This window comes from Bradyrhizobium sp. CB1717, from assembly GCF_029714325.1.
Lineage (GTDB): Bacteria > Pseudomonadota > Alphaproteobacteria > Rhizobiales > Xanthobacteraceae > Bradyrhizobium.
This window is the reverse complement of record NZ_CP121666.1, coordinates 4,954,693-4,972,318: the sequence shown is the minus strand read 5'-3', so window position 1 is coordinate 4,972,318 and position 17,626 is coordinate 4,954,693. Positions and strand designations below refer to the sequence as shown.

The 17,626-nt window shown below is 64.4% G+C and carries 19 protein-coding genes; 11 read left to right on the top strand and 8 right to left on the bottom strand.

The features are described from left to right. Positions 1 to 19 precede the first annotated feature (19 nt). From QA649_RS23730 to pncA, 5 genes are all read right to left on the bottom strand, one after another. The gene (locus QA649_RS23730; RefSeq protein WP_283019313.1) at positions 20 to 835 is read right to left on the bottom strand and encodes a sugar phosphate isomerase/epimerase family protein; all 816 of its coding nucleotides are present in this window, start codon (positions 833 to 835) and stop codon (positions 20 to 22) included. 459 nt (positions 836 to 1,294) lie between these two features. Continuing rightward, positions 1,295 to 1,678 carry a GrlR family regulatory protein gene (locus QA649_RS23725; RefSeq protein ID WP_283019312.1) on the bottom strand — a complete coding sequence of 128 codons (384 nt, stop codon included), beginning with the start codon at positions 1,676 to 1,678 and terminating at the stop codon, positions 1,295 to 1,297. 36 nt (positions 1,679 to 1,714) lie between these two features. Then, positions 1,715 to 3,748 (bottom strand): NAD(+) synthase, encoded by a 2,034-nt coding sequence (locus QA649_RS23720; RefSeq protein WP_283019311.1) that lies wholly within the window; start codon positions 3,746 to 3,748, stop codon positions 1,715 to 1,717. Positions 3,749 to 3,888: 140 nt separating this feature from the next. Continuing rightward, the gene (locus QA649_RS23715) at positions 3,889 to 5,004 is read right to left on the bottom strand and encodes an alpha/beta fold hydrolase (protein ID WP_283019310.1); all 1,116 of its coding nucleotides are present in this window, start codon (positions 5,002 to 5,004) and stop codon (positions 3,889 to 3,891) included. Between the two features lie 16 nt (positions 5,005 to 5,020). Then, entirely contained in the window at positions 5,021 to 5,647 is a 627-nt protein-coding gene (gene pncA / locus QA649_RS23710) for a bifunctional nicotinamidase/pyrazinamidase (RefSeq protein WP_283019309.1), read from the bottom strand. A 268-nt stretch (positions 5,648 to 5,915) separates the two neighbouring features. Between pncA and glk the strand changes: the two genes are divergently transcribed. The 3 genes from glk to QA649_RS23695 all read left to right on the top strand — a co-directional run bounded on the left by glk (position 5,916) and on the right by QA649_RS23695 (position 7,546). Then, entirely contained in the window at positions 5,916 to 6,893 is a 978-nt protein-coding gene (gene glk, locus QA649_RS23705) for a glucokinase (protein ID WP_283019308.1), read from the top strand. 149 nt (positions 6,894 to 7,042) lie between these two features. After that, positions 7,043 to 7,246: a hypothetical protein gene (locus QA649_RS23700; RefSeq protein ID WP_260424061.1), complete on the top strand. Its 204-nt coding sequence runs from the start codon at positions 7,043 to 7,045 to the stop codon at positions 7,244 to 7,246. 144 nt (positions 7,247 to 7,390) lie between these two features. Next, complete coding sequence (locus QA649_RS23695; protein WP_283019307.1) at positions 7,391 to 7,546, top strand: hypothetical protein; 156 nt, start codon at positions 7,391 to 7,393, stop codon at positions 7,544 to 7,546. Between the two features lie 133 nt (positions 7,547 to 7,679). Here the strand turns inward: QA649_RS23695 and QA649_RS23690 are convergent, their stop codons facing one another. Both QA649_RS23690 and QA649_RS23685 read right to left on the bottom strand, forming a co-directional pair. Beyond that, entirely contained in the window at positions 7,680 to 8,051 is a 372-nt protein-coding gene (locus QA649_RS23690; RefSeq protein ID WP_283019306.1) for a response regulator, read from the bottom strand. A 112-nt stretch (positions 8,052 to 8,163) separates the two neighbouring features. Then, the gene (locus tag QA649_RS23685) at positions 8,164 to 8,979 is read right to left on the bottom strand and encodes a Spy/CpxP family protein refolding chaperone (protein ID WP_283019305.1); all 816 of its coding nucleotides are present in this window, start codon (positions 8,977 to 8,979) and stop codon (positions 8,164 to 8,166) included. Between the two features lie 505 nt (positions 8,980 to 9,484). Here QA649_RS23685 and QA649_RS23680 point away from each other — a divergent pair. The 6 genes from QA649_RS23680 (at position 9,485) to QA649_RS23655 (ending at position 15,610) form a co-directional block, all read left to right on the top strand. Further along, positions 9,485 to 10,825, top strand: a complete 1,341-nt coding sequence (locus QA649_RS23680) for an extracellular solute-binding protein (RefSeq protein WP_260424065.1) — start codon at positions 9,485 to 9,487, stop codon at positions 10,823 to 10,825. A 142-nt stretch (positions 10,826 to 10,967) separates the two neighbouring features. Beyond that, on the top strand, positions 10,968 to 11,906 hold the full coding sequence (locus QA649_RS23675) for a sugar ABC transporter permease (protein ID WP_283019304.1): 939 nt from the start codon (positions 10,968 to 10,970) through the stop codon (positions 11,904 to 11,906). Then, complete coding sequence (locus QA649_RS23670; protein WP_283019303.1) at positions 11,906 to 12,817, top strand: carbohydrate ABC transporter permease; 912 nt, start codon at positions 11,906 to 11,908, stop codon at positions 12,815 to 12,817. Before QA649_RS23675 ends, QA649_RS23670 begins: the two co-directional genes overlap by 1 nt. Positions 12,818 to 12,823: 6 nt before the next feature. Beyond that, entirely contained in the window at positions 12,824 to 13,924 is a 1,101-nt protein-coding gene (gene ugpC, locus QA649_RS23665; RefSeq protein ID WP_283019302.1) for a sn-glycerol-3-phosphate ABC transporter ATP-binding protein UgpC, read from the top strand. 35 nt (positions 13,925 to 13,959) lie between these two features. After that, positions 13,960 to 14,949, top strand: coding sequence for a hydroxyacid dehydrogenase (locus QA649_RS23660; RefSeq protein ID WP_283019301.1), 990 nt, complete (start codon positions 13,960 to 13,962; stop codon positions 14,947 to 14,949). 169 nt (positions 14,950 to 15,118) lie between these two features. Beyond that, a complete protein-coding gene (locus QA649_RS23655) occupies positions 15,119 to 15,610 on the top strand; it encodes a hypothetical protein (protein ID WP_283019300.1) in 492 nt (163 codons plus the stop codon). Between the two features lie 57 nt (positions 15,611 to 15,667). Here QA649_RS23655 and QA649_RS23650 read toward each other — a convergent pair whose 3' ends face one another. Continuing rightward, on the bottom strand, positions 15,668 to 16,165 hold the full coding sequence (locus tag QA649_RS23650) for a DUF1993 domain-containing protein (RefSeq protein ID WP_283026079.1): 498 nt from the start codon (positions 16,163 to 16,165) through the stop codon (positions 15,668 to 15,670). A 114-nt stretch (positions 16,166 to 16,279) separates the two neighbouring features. Here QA649_RS23650 and QA649_RS23645 point away from each other — a divergent pair, with 114 nt between their 5' ends. After that, positions 16,280 to 17,074, top strand: a complete 795-nt coding sequence (locus QA649_RS23645; protein WP_283019299.1) for a transporter substrate-binding domain-containing protein — start codon at positions 16,280 to 16,282, stop codon at positions 17,072 to 17,074. A 1-nt stretch (position 17,075) separates the two neighbouring features. Continuing rightward, a complete protein-coding gene (locus QA649_RS23640; protein WP_283019298.1) occupies positions 17,076 to 17,576 on the top strand; it encodes a hypothetical protein in 501 nt (166 codons plus the stop codon). Positions 17,577 to 17,626: the final 50 nt, after the last annotated feature.

Below are 17,626 nucleotides of genomic sequence, written 5' to 3'. Positions count from 1 at the left end.
CTGCCCTCTGTGATGTCGGTTATTCGGCGAGACCGAGCGCGGCGAGATGCGCAGCGCCCTTGCGGACGTCGTCGTGGTTGCGGAGCTCGAGAATCAGCCGCGGGTTGGAGGTCAGCCGGCCCAGCGCGCGGAACACGGCGACCCACGGAATATTGCCTTCGCCCGGCGCCCAGTGCCGGTCGGCAAAGCCGTCGGTATCCTGGAGATGCACATGCGCCAGCATGTCGCCGGCGGTCTCGACGTAATAGTCGACCGGCGGCGCGCCGGTGGAGATGTGGGCATAGTTGGCGTGACCGGTATCGAGCGAGACGCGGACCTTGTTGCTTTCGAGCGCCTTGGCGAGGCGCACGCGGTCGCGCGGGTCCTTGTCCTCGATGTTCTCGATCACGATCTCACAGCCGATCGTCTCGGCGCGCGCGATCACTTCGGCGAGCGTCGCCTTGACGCGTTCGACGATATTGGCGCGGTTATCCGGATAGAGATCGAGATTGTTGTGGTCCCAGGTCGTGAACGGCGAATGGATCACCATCTGCGTCGCGCCGAGGAACTCGGCGGCTTCCAGCCCCTGCAGCAGGCGCTTGGTCACGGCCTGGCGGATCATCGGGTCGTGGCTGTCGATCTTGAAGCCCCAGAACGGCCCGTGAATGCCGAGCCGGCCGGTGTGACCGGCAAGCATCTGCTTGATCTCGCCGGCCGAGCTACGCCAGTCGCCGTCGAGCAGATCGGCGCGGAAAAAATCCTGGATCTCGAGATCGCGCTGCCGCTCGAGGAGCCAGTCGCGATGCGCGGGGATCGATCTGATGGACAATGCGGCGCCCAACACCGGCTTCGACATGGCTTGCTCCTTCGGTCGTCAGCGATGACGGGGAGCAGCGCTAGACCAGTTCAATGACAGGCCCGTGAAACCGAGATTCGGCCGCGTCGAGCAGATGTGGACATCCTGCGCATCGCCAGCATCGATCTCGTGCAGCCGTGCTGCCGTCGATGCAGGCACGTGCAGTTTGCCGCAGAAGCAAGCTCAATCGTGTCCGTAGTGATCCGGAATGGAATCCTATTTCGATCTCGCGTACATCGCGCGACATCGATCGGCGGCCAGTTCCAAGGGCATCACCCTCTGATCGCGCACCAAGGGGTTGGGGGACCACATGGGGCGGGGGATCGAAGGCTGGGGCAAGGTTGCGAGGTCCGGACTCCTAGGCACTCCGGACCTCGCGCTTTCCATCAGCGCGAGCGCGCCAGCATATCCCTGAATCCACATATGCTTGCCGCGACGAAGCTCGCGGTGAGCGTCAGCTCACATCGCATCCTTCAGCGTCAGCCGCGCCGTGAACGTCACGCTGGTCTTGCCGACCAGCGCCATTCCCTCGACTTCGGCGCCGCCGGGGAAATAGTCGCCGGAAAAGCCGCAGGTGACCTCCCGGCCTCCGAAGGCGAGCGTCCGGCCGACCGCCTCGGTGTGCTGATTGACGATCATGTCACCGCGCCACTTGCCGTTCCGGAAGGTGTAGCTGCCGGTGTAATAGAAATAGCTGTCGCCGCCCATGATGCGGCCGTCGCAGAGCACGACCACGCCTCTCGCCTGCCCGCGCTTGCCGTCGCGCATTTCGATGTCGAAGACGTAGAGGCCGTTGACGACGCTGGCCCCTTCACCCGCTTCCGAGCCTTCACCGGCCGACATCAGATCGCTCCCAGCAATATCGATCCGCCGCGCCAATCAGTTCGGCACGTTGCGCTCGAGATCCTCGAGCCAGGCCGCGGCGCTCGAATCGGACGGCGCGCGCCAGTCGCCGCGCGGCGACAATGAGCCGCCGGCCGACACTTTCGGGCCGTTCGGCATGGCCGAGCGCTTGAACTGGCTGAAGGCGAAGAAGCGGCGCAGGAATACCTCGAGCCAGCGCCGGATCTCGGGAAGATCGTAGGCCCTGCGCTTGTCGTTCGGGAACGCCGGTGGCCATTCGCCCTTGCCGACATCCCTCCACGCCTGGAGCGCCATGAAGGCGATCTTGGACGGCCGCATGCCGAAGCGGAGCGTGTAGAACAGGTTGAAATCCTGCAGCTCGTAGGGGCCGACGGAGGCTTCCGTGCTTTGCGGCTTCTCGCCGGGCTGCACGGGCACCAGCTCTGGCGAGATTTCCGCGGCAAGGATCGAGCCCAATGTCCGGTTCACGTCGCCGCTGAACTGCTTCGAGGCGATCACCCAGCGGATCAGATGCTGGATCAGCGTCTTCGGCACGCCGGCATTGACGTTGTAATGCGCCATCTGGTCGCCGACCCCATAGGTGCACCAGCCGAGCGCGAGCTCGGAGAGATCGCCGGTTCCGATGACGATGCCGCCGTGATGGTTGGCGAGGCGGAACAGATAATCCGTACGTAGGCCCGCCTGCACGTTCTCGAAGGTGACGTCATAGACCTTCTCGCCCTTGCCGAAGGGATGGCCGATGTCCTTCAGCATCTGCGTCGCCGTGGTGCGGATGTCGAGCTCCTGACCCGTCGTCTGCAACGCCTTCATCAGCGCCAGCGCATTGGTCTTGCTCTCGCTGCCGGTGGCAAAGCCGGGCATGGTGTAGGCGAGAATGTTTTCACGCGGCAGGCCGAGCAGGTCGACCGCCTTGGCAGCGACGATCAGCGCATGCGTGGAGTCGAGGCCGCCGGAGACGCCGATCACGACGCGCTTGGTGCCGGTCGCGCGCATGCGCTGCACGAGGCCGGCGACCTGGATGTTGTAGGCCTCGTAGCAATCCTGCTCGAGCAGGCTCTCGTCGCTCGGCACGAACGGAAAACGCTCGACCTTGCGCAGGAATCCGATATCGGCGGCCGGCGGCTTCAGGGCGAAGGTGACCTTGCGGAAGAACGCCTCGCGCTGTCGGCGGTTGTCGTCGAACGTGCCCATCAGCGCGCGCTCCTGCCGGAGCAGATCGAGGTCGACATCGGCATAGGTGATCTGGCCGCCCTGGCGGAATCGCTCGCCTTCGGCCAGCAGCACGCCGTTCTCGTAGATCGAGGTCTGGCCGTCCCAGGCGAGATCCGTGGTCGATTCCCCCGCCCCCGCGGCGGAATAGACATAGGCCGCGAGACAGCGCGCCGAAGTCGATTGGCACAGCAGCGCGCGCGAACGGGCCCGGCCGATCGTGATCGGGCTACCCGAGAGATTGATCAGCACGCTGGCGCCCGCCAGCGCGAGCTCCGAGGCCGGCGTCACCGGGATCCACATGTCCTCGCAGATCTCGACGCCGATGGTCAGGCCGGGGACGTCCTCGGCCGCGAACAGCAGGTCGACGCCGAATGGCGCGTGCAGACCGCCAAAGGCAATGGCCTCGCCGGCGATGCCGGCGCCGGAGGCGAAATGGCGCCCCTCGTAGAACTCGCGGTAGGTCGGCAGGTAAGATTTCGGCACGACGCCAAGGACGTTGCCGCGATGGATGACGACGGCGCAATTGTAGATGCGGTGACCAAAGCGCAGCGGCGCACCGACAATCAGCACGGTCATCAGAGCGGCGGAGGCCTCGACGATGGTGGCAAGCCCGCGCTCGACCGCATCGAGCAGCGGGTCCTGCTTCACGAGGTCCTCGATCGCATAGCCGGACAAGCAAAGCTCGGGAAACACGGCCACTGCCACCGACTGCTCGTGGCAGGCATGAGCGGCGGTCAGGACGGCCTTCGCGTTGGCCGCGGGATCGGCGACATGGGAGGTGGTCACGCAGGCTGCCACGCGCGCAAATCCATGAGCGTAGATCGAGTGGAAAGTCATCGAGTACCCTTAATCTCTTCCCGGCCGGCCGCAGCCGTCAGCTCCGGATCCATATGTAACCCATGGACCCCGCCCCGTGCAGGCCATCGGCCATCATGCATAACGGAATTGCGCGTCGGTCTGCCCGGCGCCTGGCGAGGTCAGGCGCTGCGGGCGAGCACGCCGGACAGATCGTTCCGCAGCCACTCCGCGATCCGGGGCCAGGCATGCGCGTGGGTCCGCGCACCCATGAACAGGCCGAGATGGTTGCTCGGCTCGGACGCCGCCGCGATGAAGGCGGGCGGCGTACCGACAAGCTGGGCCGTGGCGAGCGCCTGCGTCGCCGGCACCACCTCGTCGTCGAGCCCGGCCAGCAGGAAGATCGGCGCCTTGACGTCCTTGAGACGAACCTTTCGGCCAAGCGCGACGAAGTCGCCGCCGGCGATGCGGTTCTCCCGGAAGATCCAGTTGACGATCTCCAGATAATAAGTACCGGGCAGATCGAGAGGCTCCACATTCCATTGGTCGAAGCGCGCGAGCAGTGCCGCGCCTTCCTCGTCCGAGAGCTCCCTCTGCAAAGCGGTTGCGATATCCTCGCGACTTGGCGTTTTCGACCAGAAGCGCAGCATCTCCTCGCCGCTGACATTGCCACCGCCACGCGCGACGAGCTGGTCGTAGACCATACCGGGCGCGTTGCGGGCGAGCCGCGACATTGCCGAGTCGATCGACAGGTCGACCGGGGCGCCCGCCAGGACCAGCCGCCGCACCTTGGCGGGAAAGCGCGCCGCATAGAGCAGCGACAGCCAGCCACCCTGGCACAGCCCGACGAGATCGACCGGCGCACCGATCTCGTCGATGGCGACGTTGAGATCCGAAAGATAGCTGTCGATCGAGAGATAGCGCATATCTGACGTCGCCGACCGCCAGTCGGTGAGATAGACCCGATCGATGCCGCCATTTTGCAGCGACTGCACCACGCTGTGCCCGGGCGCGAAGTCCGCAATCAGGGCGCGATGCAAGGCATAGGGCGCGCAGACCAGCGCCGACTGGCCGGACCGGTCCGTCGTGCAATCGCGCAGGCGCATGGTCGCAAGCTCCAGCGCGACCCTGCTCGGCGTCGTCCACGGCAGGCTGGTGTCGGCCGGCTCGGCCGGCCCGCGCTCCATCCACCAGAAGCAGGCATCCATAGCGAGCCGCGCCGCTGCAAACGGCCACAGCAGCGGGTCGTCGGGGATGTGATCCGGTCCTCCCGGCTGTTTGCCTGTCTTCTGCGCCACGTCTATCTCGCACTCCTCACAGGAACGCCTCGAAGCTGATGACGGAAATGCCGAGCTCGCCAAAACTCCGATGGGCCGCCGCCACGGAGCCGTCGAGGTCGATGCCGCGGCAGGCATCCTCGATCACCGCGACCTCGAACCCGGCCTTGCGGGCATCCTCCGCCGAAAAACGGACACAGAAATCCAGGGCTAAACCCGCAACGAAAACGGTCTTCAGCTCGCGCTCGCGCAAATAGCCGAGCAGGCCCGTCGGCGTCCTGTGGTCGTTCTCGAACAGCGCCGAATAGGAATCGATACTGCGGCGAAAGCCCTTGCGCACCACCAGGCTCGCTCTGGTGACATCCAGCTCGCGGTGGAATTCGGCGCCGGCGGTGCCCTGCACGCAATGCGACGGCCAGAGCACCTGGGTGCCATAGTCCAGCTCGATGGTCTGGAACGGCTGCCTGCCCGCGTGGTTTGGCGCGAAGGAGACGTGATCAGCCGGATGCCAGTCCTGGGTCAGCACCACATTGGTGAATTTTTGGGCGATGCGATTGACGGCGGGCACGACTTTCTCGCCGCCGGGCACGGCCAGCGCCCCGCCGGTGCAGAAGTCGTTCTGCACGTCGATCACCAGCAGCACGTCGCGGTCAGAAATCTTCATCGCGAGGTCCCATTCCACCCACCCGTCGCCGAGCGCCGAATGCTGCGTCCAATGTCGACCTTCCGGCGCAACTTCGCAACCACCGACCGCGTGGGCGATAGCGCGCTGACGACCAGGGGGCATGCCAGGATGCAACGCTTTAGCCTTGTCCGTGTTGACTAGGCACAACCAAGCGAGGATTCTCGGGCCGTCCGCGCAGTTGCGGATCGGATCAGGAACGGAGGCAGGGGTTCCCGAGGGCCGGCAAGGCCGCGGCAGCCACAGAGCCATGGGCATCGGCAAGACAGGACAAATTCTTCTCGCCGATATCGGCGGCACCAATGCGCGCTTTGCGCTGAGCCAGCGCGATGGCGACGAGAGCGGGCCGATCGACTATGTGAAGGTCGCCGACTTCCCGACCGTCCGGGAAGCCATCGTCGATGTGCTGGCACGCAAGTCTGGCGGCGAGCCGCCGCGACGGGCCGTGCTGGCCGTGGCGGGCCCGGTCACCAACAACCGCTGCGTCATGACCAACAGCCCCTGGGTCATCGACGGCAACGAGCTCCAGCCGGCGCTCGGCTTCGACAGCGTCCACGTGCTCAACGATTTCGAGGTTGTGGCCTGGTCCCTGCCCGCCCTGCAGCCGGCCGATCTGATCCCGCTCGGCGGACAGGACGGCTTGCCTGGAGAGCCGCTGCTGGTGGTCGGGCCAGGAACCGGATTTGGCGTCTCCTGCCTGGTCGAACGCCATGGAGCGCGCCTGGCCGTCGTCACCGAAGCCGGACATGCGACGCTGCCGGCAGAGAACGAGCGCGAGGAACGCGTGATCGCGTGCTTGCGTCGGCGCCTCGGCCATGTCTCGATCGAGCGCGGCGCGCTGTCCGGCTCGGGCTTGCAAAGCCTTTACGAAGCTCTCGCGGAGGTCGACGGCGCCCAGGTGCCGCAGCGCGATGCCGCTGCCATCACCAAGGCGGCCCTGGACGGCAGTTGTGCACACAGCCGCGCGACGCTGGAGATGTTTTGCGCCACCCTCGGCTCGGTCGCCGGCAATCTCGCGGTGACCTTCGGCGCCCGCGGCGGCGTCTATATCGCCGGCGGGATCGCCCCGCGCTTTCCCGAGTTCCTAGCCGCCTCGGCGTTCCGTGCGCGTTTCGAGGCCAAGGGACGCTTCCAGGATTACTTGCGCAACATTCCGACCCGGCTGGTCACCAGACCCGATGCGAGCTTCCTCGGCCTGAAGATGTTCGCCGACCACAATCCGGATTGAAGCGCAGCCGGCAGAGACCGTCCGGTGCGTTAACTAATTCACAGCTGATTGCATCCAAAGCCAGGTTCCACGCAGGATCGTGCTTGCCCGATTGTTTCCCATGGGAAACAATCCGCCGAGTGTGTGGCGTTGGTTGCGGGGGGCGTGACATGCGTAAGCAGGACGTTGGATTCGACTATCACCGCTATCACCGCCTGCTGACCGAGGCGGACGACGAGGACAAGCGGCTCGCCCTGATCGAGCTCCTGATCGAGGAGAAGGCGCGAGACCGGCTCGCCGCCCAGCGCGCCTCGGATCGCGCCGCCATGACCGCCCAGACCATCGCTACCGTCCTGAGGAACGGCCGCAGCTGAGACTTGCGATCCGGGGACGGCACGCGCGCTGATGCGTGCCGGTTGCGATTCCGTTAAGGATCCCTCGCAAGCTCACGTCAAACTTTTTGCTCTAAGAGTCCCCTCACCTGATGCAATTCAGGATCAACAAAGGGGGGAATGAACATGAGCATGATTTCGCTCGCCGCGATGCCGGCCGTCGCCGAAACGCGTTTCGCCAGTTCGTCGTTCAAGACCATCTTGCTGTTCTGCTGCGTGGGCCTTCTCGCCTCGTTCGGCCTGATGGCGCGCGGCATCGATCTCAGTGCCGGCCTGATCTGAGCCGCGACGGATTTCTATCGTGAAATGGCCGCCCCACGGGCGGTCATTTTCGTTGGCGATCCCGGCGCGGCGTCTTCGCCGTCGCCCGGGGCGGCGCCTTCGCCGTCGTTCGGCGCGGCGCCTCCGTCGTTGTTCAGGCCGGTGTTGTGGCTTCCGGAAACAACGAATCGATCATCGCCTTGAGCTGATCGATGGAAATCGGCTTGCGCAGGATCGGCCTGCGCCGGAGCAAGGACGGCAGCAATTCGGGCCCGTAGCCGGTGGCGAACAGGAACGGCTTGCCGCGGCGCTCGATCAGGTCGGCGACGGGATCGACGTAAAGACCTTTGAGATTGATGTCGAGGATGGCGAAATCGTATTGCGCGGTCATCGCAAAGGCGCTCGCGTCGCGGACATTGTCCGCTTCCGCGACGACGTGGTGGCCGAGCTCAACCACCATGTCCGCCATCATCATCCGGATCAACGCCTCGTCTTCGACCAGGAAAACGGAGAGTCCGTCCGCCATATCAACCCCGCAGTCCGCCTCGCGAAGCTAATCATACCCGAATTGCGGAGAGGATTCACGAATTCGTGGCGGGCGCCGTTAATTCAGGCGCCCGCAATCCGATCCAACTTGATCAATCCAGTCCGCGCTCGTGGCTGAGGCGCACCATCTCCTGGATGAAAACCTGCTTCTGCTTGTCATCGAGGCTCGAATAGAGCGGCTCGGCGGCGTCGGCGACGTTGCGTTGATCGGCGGCCCGGTCGATCAGGAATTGCGCCTCGTTGCGCATCTGCTCGATGATGTCGTCGGGCGGATCGCGCTTGGCGCGCGCAACCCGCAGGTTGAGCCGCTCTGCACCATTATGCCCCAAGTAGTGCATTGCGCTCGAGAAGCCGTACCAGTGCTTCTCCTGGTCAGGCGTGAGGTTCAGCTCGGTCTTGATCCGCTCGATATAGGAATCGCTGTTGGCCACGATCTGCTCGGCGGTCTGTTGCGGCGCGCCGGGCTGGGTGAGGACGGTGACGTCCTTATTGTCCTTGTCCTGCGGCGCGCTCGGCGCGTTCTTGGCTTCCTTGCTGGCCTTGGCGCCCTTGCCCGCCTTGGCGTTCTCCTTGGCGCTCTTGGCATCCTTGTCCTTGCCGGCGCCCTGCTGCTTGGCGTCCTTGCCCGCATCCTTGCTGGCATCTTTGGCGGCCGGCGCCGGACTGGCATTGTTGTTGCCGACGCCGAGCACGCCGGTGAACACGCCGACCACGCCGCCGATCGCACCGCCGAGCACGCCACCGACCGGGCCCGCCGCCTTGTTCCCGGCCGCGGCCCCCTCCTGCACGCCTTTGACCAATCCTTGAGCGTTCGCGACTGCGGCGGCACCGAGCAGCAGCGCGAGCACTGACCCCAGCGCGAGCGATCGTCGCAAGTAATGTCGCGCTGGCGGCGCCGGGTGGATCATTCTCGTCTCCATCGTCGAACTGACTGGCTTGTCGGGGTGGGAGCTACCCCGCTGGTTGCAACTCTATCGTTTTCGCCGCTTAAAGGTCCAGACGCACCCGATTGCTGTCCACGCCCGAAAAGTGTTTCGCGCGAAGCGGTTATGGAGGCTTATGCGGAACTGCGGCGTAATTGCGCACGGATCGTTCCCGAGCGGCTCACGCGATGTGTGCGTCGCAAAAAACGAGGGAGCGCGATTCACCTCCGGCGCGCGATGCAAGCGGCACTGCCGCGCATTCGGGCACAACGTTAGTTCTAGACCAAGCGCCTTCGGCTTTCTCGACAGACGCGGTCAATCATGATCTGATCGCGCTACCAATTTGCTGCGCGGCGCGCGATCCAGATCGACGCCGACGGTACTCGCAAGCAACGACCAACAAGAAACGCCAACAAGAAAATCAAAAGCAAAACTCGGAAGAGTTCAGAGGAAACACCAGAACAATAAAACACCCAAGCGAGGAAACGAGATGTCACGAAAGACACTGACGCGACGTCAATTTGTGGCTGCCACTGCAATGTCCTCCGCGGCGCTGATCACGGCGCCCTATGTCCGGGGCGCCTACGCTGCCGGCAAACTCTCGATCGGCTTCTGGGACCACTGGGTGCCCGGCGCCAACAAGGCCTCGACCGATCTCGTCAATGAATGGGCTGCGAAAGAGAAGGTCGAAGTCTCCATCGACTACATCACCAGCAACAACAAGAAGATCGAGCTGACCGCCGCCGCCGAGGCCCAGGCCAAGTCCGGCCATGACATTCTGCAGATGCCGAGCTGGTGGCCGCAGGCCTATGCCGAGAATCTCGAGCCGCTCAACGACATCATGGAGCCGCTGCTCAAGCAGAACGGCGAGGTGAACGGCACCGTCAAATATCTCGGACAGTCGGGCGGCAAATGGCTCGCGACGCCCGCGACACCCGGCAGCCAGATCAAGGGCCCCTGCTCCCGTATCGATCTGATGAAGAAGCATGCCGGCATCGACGTGCAGGAGATGTATCCGGCCGGCGGCCCGCCCAAGGTCGAGAACTGGACCATGGAGACCTTCCTGAAGGCGGCCGAGGCTTGCCACAAGGCGGGCTTCGCGTTCGGCATCGGTCTCGGCGAGACCACCGACAGCGTGGACACCGCCGGCGCGATCTTCCAGTCGTTCGGCGCCGAGCTCGTCAACGCCAAGGGCGACATCACGGTGAAGACCGACCAGGTTCGCCAGGCCATGGAGTTCTACAAGAAGCTGATCGCCTTCCTGCCGCCGGATGCACCGTCCTGGGACGACGCCTCCAACAACAAATGGCTGATCTCCGGCCGCGGCGCGATGATCCTCAATCCGCCGAGCGCCTGGGCCGTTGCCAAGCGCGACGCGCCGCAGGTCGCCGAGCAGTGCTGGACGCACGGCTTCCCGTCCGGTCCGAAGGGACGGTTCGCACCGTACCTGCCCTACTTCTGGGGCGTCTGGAGCTTCGGCAAGAACAAGGAGGCGGCCAAGAGCCTGCTGGTTCACCTGTCCTCGCCATCGTCGATCGAGAAGTTCGTTGCGGTGAGCGGCGGCTATGACCTGCCGGCCTACGCGAACATGTCCAAGTTCCCGACCTGGGCGGAAGAAGGGCCGCCGAAGGGAACGCTCTTCCACTATCCGGACCCCTACAAGCACCAGACGCTGTCGATCGCGGCGTCGCCCGCGCCGCCCAAGATCGCGCAGCAGATCTACTTCCAGGCGACGCTGACCAAGATGGCGCTGCGTTTCGCGCGCGGCGAGACGATGGAGCAGGCGCTCGCCTGGGCGGAAGGCGAGTGCGAAGGCTTCATGCGGAGCTAGACCAGGATGTGCCAGGGCGGTTCACGCTGTGTGCGTGGGCCGCCCGCATCCCCGTCATTCGATCCGCATGATCGCGAAGCCGACCCACCGGCCGGCCTCGCGGTCAGAATGTCTGCAAGAATGCTGACTTGAGGAAGCTGACATGGCTGATGTCGTCGTTGAGCGAGGTCGCGTCGCCCGTGCGACGGGCGCGCGCAAGGGAAAGAGCCTGCGCAACGCGCTCGGGCGAAAATCGACGGTTGCGTTCTTCCTGACGCTGCCGCTGATCCTCCTGATCGCGCTGCTGGTGCTCTATCCCGCCTTCTATTCGCTCTATCTGGCGACGCTGAACAAGGCGATGACGAAATTCGTCGGCCTCAGCAACTTCACCTTCCTGTTCAAGCGCGAAACGTTCTGGATGGTGGTGCAGCAGTCCTGCATCTTTGCGATCACCGCCGTGATCTTCAAGGCGCTGATCGGCTTCATCGTCGCGCATTTCGTCCACAACATTCCCGGCAAGAAGCAGCGCAAATGGCGCGGCATGCTGCTGGTGCCCTGGGTGATTCCGCCGGCGATGAGCACGCTGGCCTGGCTGTGGCTGTTCGATCCGTCCTACAGCGCCTTCAACTACACGCTCTCCTTCTTCGGTGTCGGTCCGATTCCATGGCTGGGCGACACCTTCTGGGCGCGCTTCTCCGTCATCCTCGTCAACGTCTGGTACGGCGCGCCGTTCTTCCTGATCATGTATCTCGCCGCGCTGAAGTCGGTCCCCGATCAGCTCTATGAGGCCGCCGCGATCGACGGCGCCAATTGGTGGCAGAAGATCTGGCATATCACCTTGCCGATGATGCGCAATATCATCGCGATCACCACCTTGTTCTCGCTGATCGTCACCTTCGCCAATTTCGACATCGTGCGCATCCTGACCTCGGGCGGTCCGCTGGATACCACGCATCTGTTCGCCACCTGGGCGTTCCAGGTCGGCATCCAGAGCAGCGACATTCCGCTCGGCGCCTGCGTGTCGCTGTTCATGGTGCCCATCCTCGCCGTCGCAGCGATCTTCATCCTGCGCGACGTCAACAAACGCGGGAACGAAGCCTGATGAGTACGCTCACAATCGACAAGGCCGGCCCCTCCCGCAAGGTCAAGTACGGCAGCATGAGCCGGGACCGCACCTGGGCGCTGCGCTGGTCCTATTTCTTCCTGGTGCTGTTCGCGATCTTCTTCCTGACGCCGCCGATCTACATGCTGATCACCTCGCTCAAGAGCAGCGCGGAGATATCGGCCGCGACCAATCCCTGGTGGGTGTTCCACCCGACGCTGGCGAACTATGTCGAGCTCCTCACCTCGAACCAGTTCCTGCGGTTCTTCTGGAATTCGTCGATGATCTCGATCATCGTCGTGATCGTGACCATGCTGATCAGCATCCCCGCGGCGTTCGCGCTGGCTCGGATGAAGTTCTGGGGCTCGGCGACCTTGGCCACCGGCGTCTTCCTGACCTACCTGATCCCGGACAGCCTTCTGTTCATCCCGCTGTTCAAGATGCTCGGCGTGGTCCAGGATTACACCGGCATCACGCTGCTGAACCGATGGTACGTGCTGCTGTTCATCTATCCGACGCTGACCGTGCCGTTCTGCACCTGGATCATGATCGGCTATTTCGCCTCGATCCCGAAAGAGCTCGATGAGGCCGCCCTCATCGACGGCGCCTCCTGGCTGCAGACCTTGACGCGGATCTTCATCCCGGTCGCACTGCCCGGGCTGATCGCCGCGACCATCTTCGCGTTCACGGTGTCCTGGGCGCAGTTCCTTTATCCCCTGGTGTTCACGACGTCGGTGGATCAGCTCGTGCTGCCGGTCGGCATCACCACCACGCTGATCAAGGGCGACGTGTTCAACTGGGGGCAGATCATGACCGGCGCGCTGCTCGGCGCCGCGCCGCCTCTGATCATCTACGCGTTCCTGATGGACTACTACATTGCCGGCCTGACCGCCGGTGCGACAAAGGGTTGATGACTCATGGCTGACGTTGCTTTGCGGAAGGTAGTCAAGCGTTACGATGACGTCGAAGCCGTGCGCGGCATCGACCTCGACATTGCCGATCATGAGTTCATCGTGCTGGTCGGCCCCTCCGGCTGCGGCAAGTCGACGACGCTGCGCATGATCGCCGGGCTCGAGGACATCAGCGACGGCGACATCATGATCGGCGGCGACGTCGTCAACGACGTGCCGCCGAAGGACCGTGACATCGCGATGGTGTTCCAGAACTACGCGCTCTACCCGCACATGACGGTCGCCGAGAACATGTCGTTCGGGCTGCGCCTGAAGCATTATCCCAAGGCCGAGATCAAGGCGCGCGTCACGGAAGCCGCCCGGCTCCTGGACATCACCGACCTGATCGATCGCAAGCCGAAGCAGCTCTCCGGCGGCCAGCGCCAGCGTGTCGCGATGGGACGTGCCATCGTGCGCAATCCCAAGGTATTCTTGTTCGACGAGCCGCTGTCCAATCTCGACGCCAAGCTGCGCGTCCAGATGCGGATCGAGATCAAGAAGGTGCACCAGAAGGTGCGCACCACCACGGTCTACGTCACCCACGACCAGGTCGAGGCGATGACGCTGGCCGATCGCGTCGTGGTGATGAACAAGGGCCGCATCGAGCAGATCGGCACGCCGAACGAGCTCTACCACAAGCCGGCGACGCGCTTCGTGGCGGGCTTCATCGGCTCGCCCGCGATGAACTTCATCCCGTGCCGGCTCGAGGATGTCGGCGGCACGCTTCAGCTTCGCCTCACCGATCGTATCGCTTTCCCGCTGCCGCCGGCCCGCGCCGCGCGCTACAACGCGCTGCCGCGCACCGACAAGCTGCTGCTCGGCATCCGGCCCGAGCATCTCACCGAGTCGCATGCGCATCTTGCGCCGGGGGTCGAGACCTTCGACACCGTGCTCGACGTCACCGAGCCGATGGGCATGGAGACCCTGGTCTATTTCGGGCTTGACGGCACGCCGGTCTGCGGCCGTGTCGATCCCAATGCCGGCGCTACGGACGGGGCTCCCATGCGTTTGGCGATGGACCTCAACAACATGCACCTGCTAAACGAAGAAACCGGCGTCGTGTTGTGACGCCGGCTTAAGAAACGCGAGCAGGCAGGGGAGCGATGGCGACCAACAAGAAGAAGATTTTCGTTACACAAACTTTGTCGCAAGGGGCACGCGCCCTCCTCACCCAGCGGGACGATATCGAGCTCGTCGAGTTTTCCAACCTGATCTCCGCCAAGGATTTCGAGGCGCTGCTGAAGAGCCATGCGCCGGTCCATGGCGTGGCGCTGGGCGCCACCGCCTTCGGCGAGACCGAGCTCGAGGCATCAAGAGACATGAAGGTGGTGACCCGCATCGGCGTCGGCTATGACGCCGTCGACGTGCCTGCCCTCTCCCGCCGCAAGGTGCCGCTGATGGTGGCGGGCAGCGCCAACTCGCCCTCGGTCGCGGAAGCGGCGCTGTTCATGATGCTGACGCTGGCCAAGCGCGCGCAGGAGCTGCATTCCTGCGTCAAGGAAGGCACATGGGCCGACCGGCTCGGCATTCTGCCGTTCGACCTCTACGGCAAGACCGCGCTGGTCATCGGCTTCGGCCGCATCGGCAGCCGTACCGCCAAGCGCTGCCTGGCGTTCGAGATGAAGGTCCAGGTCTACGATCCCTACAAGTCCGCTGCCGACATCAGGGCGGCCGGCTGCGAGCCGGTCAATGACCTCGACGCCGCGCTGCCTCACGCCGACTTCGTCACCATCCACTGCCCGAAGACGCCGGAGACCGTCGGCCTGTTCGACGCAGCCCGGATCGGCCGCATGAAGCCGAGATCCTATCTCATCAACACTGCGCGCGGCGGTATCGTGAAGGAAGCGGCGCTGTATGACGCGCTGGTATCCGGAAAGCTCGCCGGCGCCGGCATCGACGTCTTCGAGGTGGAGCCGCCGCCGGTGGGCAACGCGCTGTTCGCGCTGCCCAACGTCATCATGGCCCCGCACGTCGCCGGCGTCACGGTCGAGGCGGTCCAGCGCATGAGCGAGCAGACCGCGCGCAACATCCTGAGCGTCCTGGACGGCGATCCCATCCGCCAGAACATCATTAATCAGGACGTGCTGGGCTGAGTCCAACCGAAGGCGGGCCACCCATCCGCCCGCCTTCGGGACGCCAGAAAGCGTCCCATTTTGGTGCAGATCGGGCCCCAACTCAGCCTTAATCAAACGCGCCTAATGTTCCCGGCCGCGGCGGCAGTGGGACAGACTTGCCGGCCGCGTCGAGCTGGAGGATGGACCCTTGTCAGAGATCGACCCGACCGACCATGCGCTGGCGACCATCGCCAGCATCCTGGAGCACCCCGAACCGGCCCTCGTCGTCCGCGAAACCGAGATCATCCGCGAGACCGAATTCGTCGTCGTCGGTGAGCAGCCGGCCGCCGAAGAACACGCCGAGGAACATCATGCGGTTGATGACCATCCGGTGGTCGACGAGCAGCCCTTGGTGCCTGATCACACCGACGCCGACGGCTACAGCAAGGTCGGTCCCGGACCGATGGTGGCGATCCGCCTCAAATGGACGGTGCATCGCGGCGATGACGGCCAGTACTACGTCCACGAGACCATCGGCGAGCAGTCGGCGCCCGTGGTCAGCGGCCCCATGACGAGCGAGGCCGCCGTGCGTTTCGTCGATATGCATGAGGAAGAGGCGAACAAGCGCTTCGAGCTGCTCCGCAGCGAGATCGCCGGCCGCAGCTCGCTCGCCGATTACGAGCGCAAGGGCGAAGCCTGAAGCCTGCTCCGGATATCGTTGACCTCTCCCCGCTGGCGAGAGGTCAACGCGAAGCCCCTACTTCCTTCCGAGATAATCCTTCTTCACGAGCTCGACGCCGGCGTGCCGCAACAGGTCGTAGGCGGTGGTGACGTGAAAGAAGAACTGCGGGACGCTGAACGTCAGCAGCAGCGTCCGCCCGGTGAACGGCAGCTCGGTGCCGTTCTTCAGCCTGAAGAAGACGTTCTGCTCCGTCGCGGCATCGATCGCCGCGCGCGGCAGGCTCTCGATGAACTCGATGGACGTCGCGATACGGGCCTGCAGCCCGGCCATGTCGTGCTCCAGCACCGGCAGCACCACCGGATCGCGCTGCGCCAGCAGGGCCGGCGCAACCGTGGCGTGGCGGCAGGCCTCGCCGACCTGCTGCGCCAGATCGTACATGTTCGGCGCGAGGCGCATGCCGAGCAAAACTGCCGGATTGAACTTGCGGGCCTCGGCATAGGCCACGCCCTTGTCGAGCAGGACGGACAGGTTGCGCAGATTAGGTACGAAGAGGCCAACCGAGGCCTCGTACATCGAAATCGTCACCCCAAGCTTCCTTTCAATTCTGCCTCGCCAGCGACGGGCATCTGGTCTAAATCCAGGTCGGAGGAGCTGTACAATGACAGCTCGGGCATGGGTGGAAAAGAGATGACCGTTCGAATATCCGTTCGAGTTTTGGCGGCTTTGGCCGTGGCGCTGCTGATGAACCTTTCGGCCCACGCCCAGCAGGCGGCGCCCTCGCGCCTCGACGAGATCATGAAGCGCGGCACATTGCGCGTCGGCATGACCGGCGACTACAAGCCCTTCACTTATCTCGACAAGACCACGCAGCAGTTCTCTGGCTTCGACGTCGACATGGCGGAGGCGCTCGGCAAGGCGCTCGGCGTCAAGGTCGAGTACGTAGCCACGGCCTGGCCGAAGCTGATGAAGGATTTCGAGGCCGATCAGTTCGACATCGCCATGGGCGGCGTGTCGGTGACGCTCGACCGGCAGAAGAAAGGCTTCTTCTCGACGCCGATCATGCGCGAGGGCAAGACGCCGATCACGCGCTGCGCCGACGTCGGCAAGTACCAGACGCTCCCCGACATCGACAAGAAGGGCACCCGCGTCATCGTCAATCCCGGCGGCACCAACGAGCGCTTCGCGCGCGCCAACATCAAGGACGCCGAGATCACGGTCTTCCCCGACAACACCGTGATCTTCGACGAGATCGCCAAGGGCAACGCCGATCTGATGATGACCGACGCCTCCGAGACACGCTACCAGCAAAAGCAACATCAAGGCGTGCTCTGCGCGGTGCATCCCGAGAAACCGTTCGACTTCTCCGAGAAGGCCTATTGGCTCCAGCGCGACATGGCGCTGAAGCACTTCGTCGACCAGTGGCTGCACATTTCCATGGAAGACGGCAGCTACAAGAAGATCTACGCCGCCTGGTTCGACTGACATGCTGAGGGAACTAGCGGTCGCAATTGTGCTCGGGATCAGCGGGGTCCACGGTGCGCTGGCGCAGACGAAGTTCACACCCGCGACCGGGTCGGCATGCAAGGACGAGTCGACAGACGAGCTCGGTCTGTGGACGTGCCCGGGTCCGGCCGGTTACGTGGTGCGCTTTGCCGACGAGGGCAACATCGTATCGGTCACGATTGCGCCTCGGCGCGGAATTGAGAAGGTGTCCGGGCCGACCGCGCAATGGCGCGGCGCCGGCAAGTCGTTCGGCGAAAAGGTGCAGTGGATCATGCGTGCCGGCGTACCAAGAGCCGCGGTGATCCGCACCTGGCGACGGGTCGATGAGGACGAGAAGGAGCTCCAGGAGCTCTCCGTGTTCGCGATCAGTGGCGCAAATGCCTGCCTCGTTGGTTCGGTCGATGTCCATGCCGATAAGGCCAACGACGCAGCGCTTGCCCGCGCCCAACAGGCGGCCAATGCGGGGTGTCCGCAGAAGTAGACGCGGCGCGCTGATCATTCGCCGGTCAGGCGCGCCATTGGGCCCGGCGC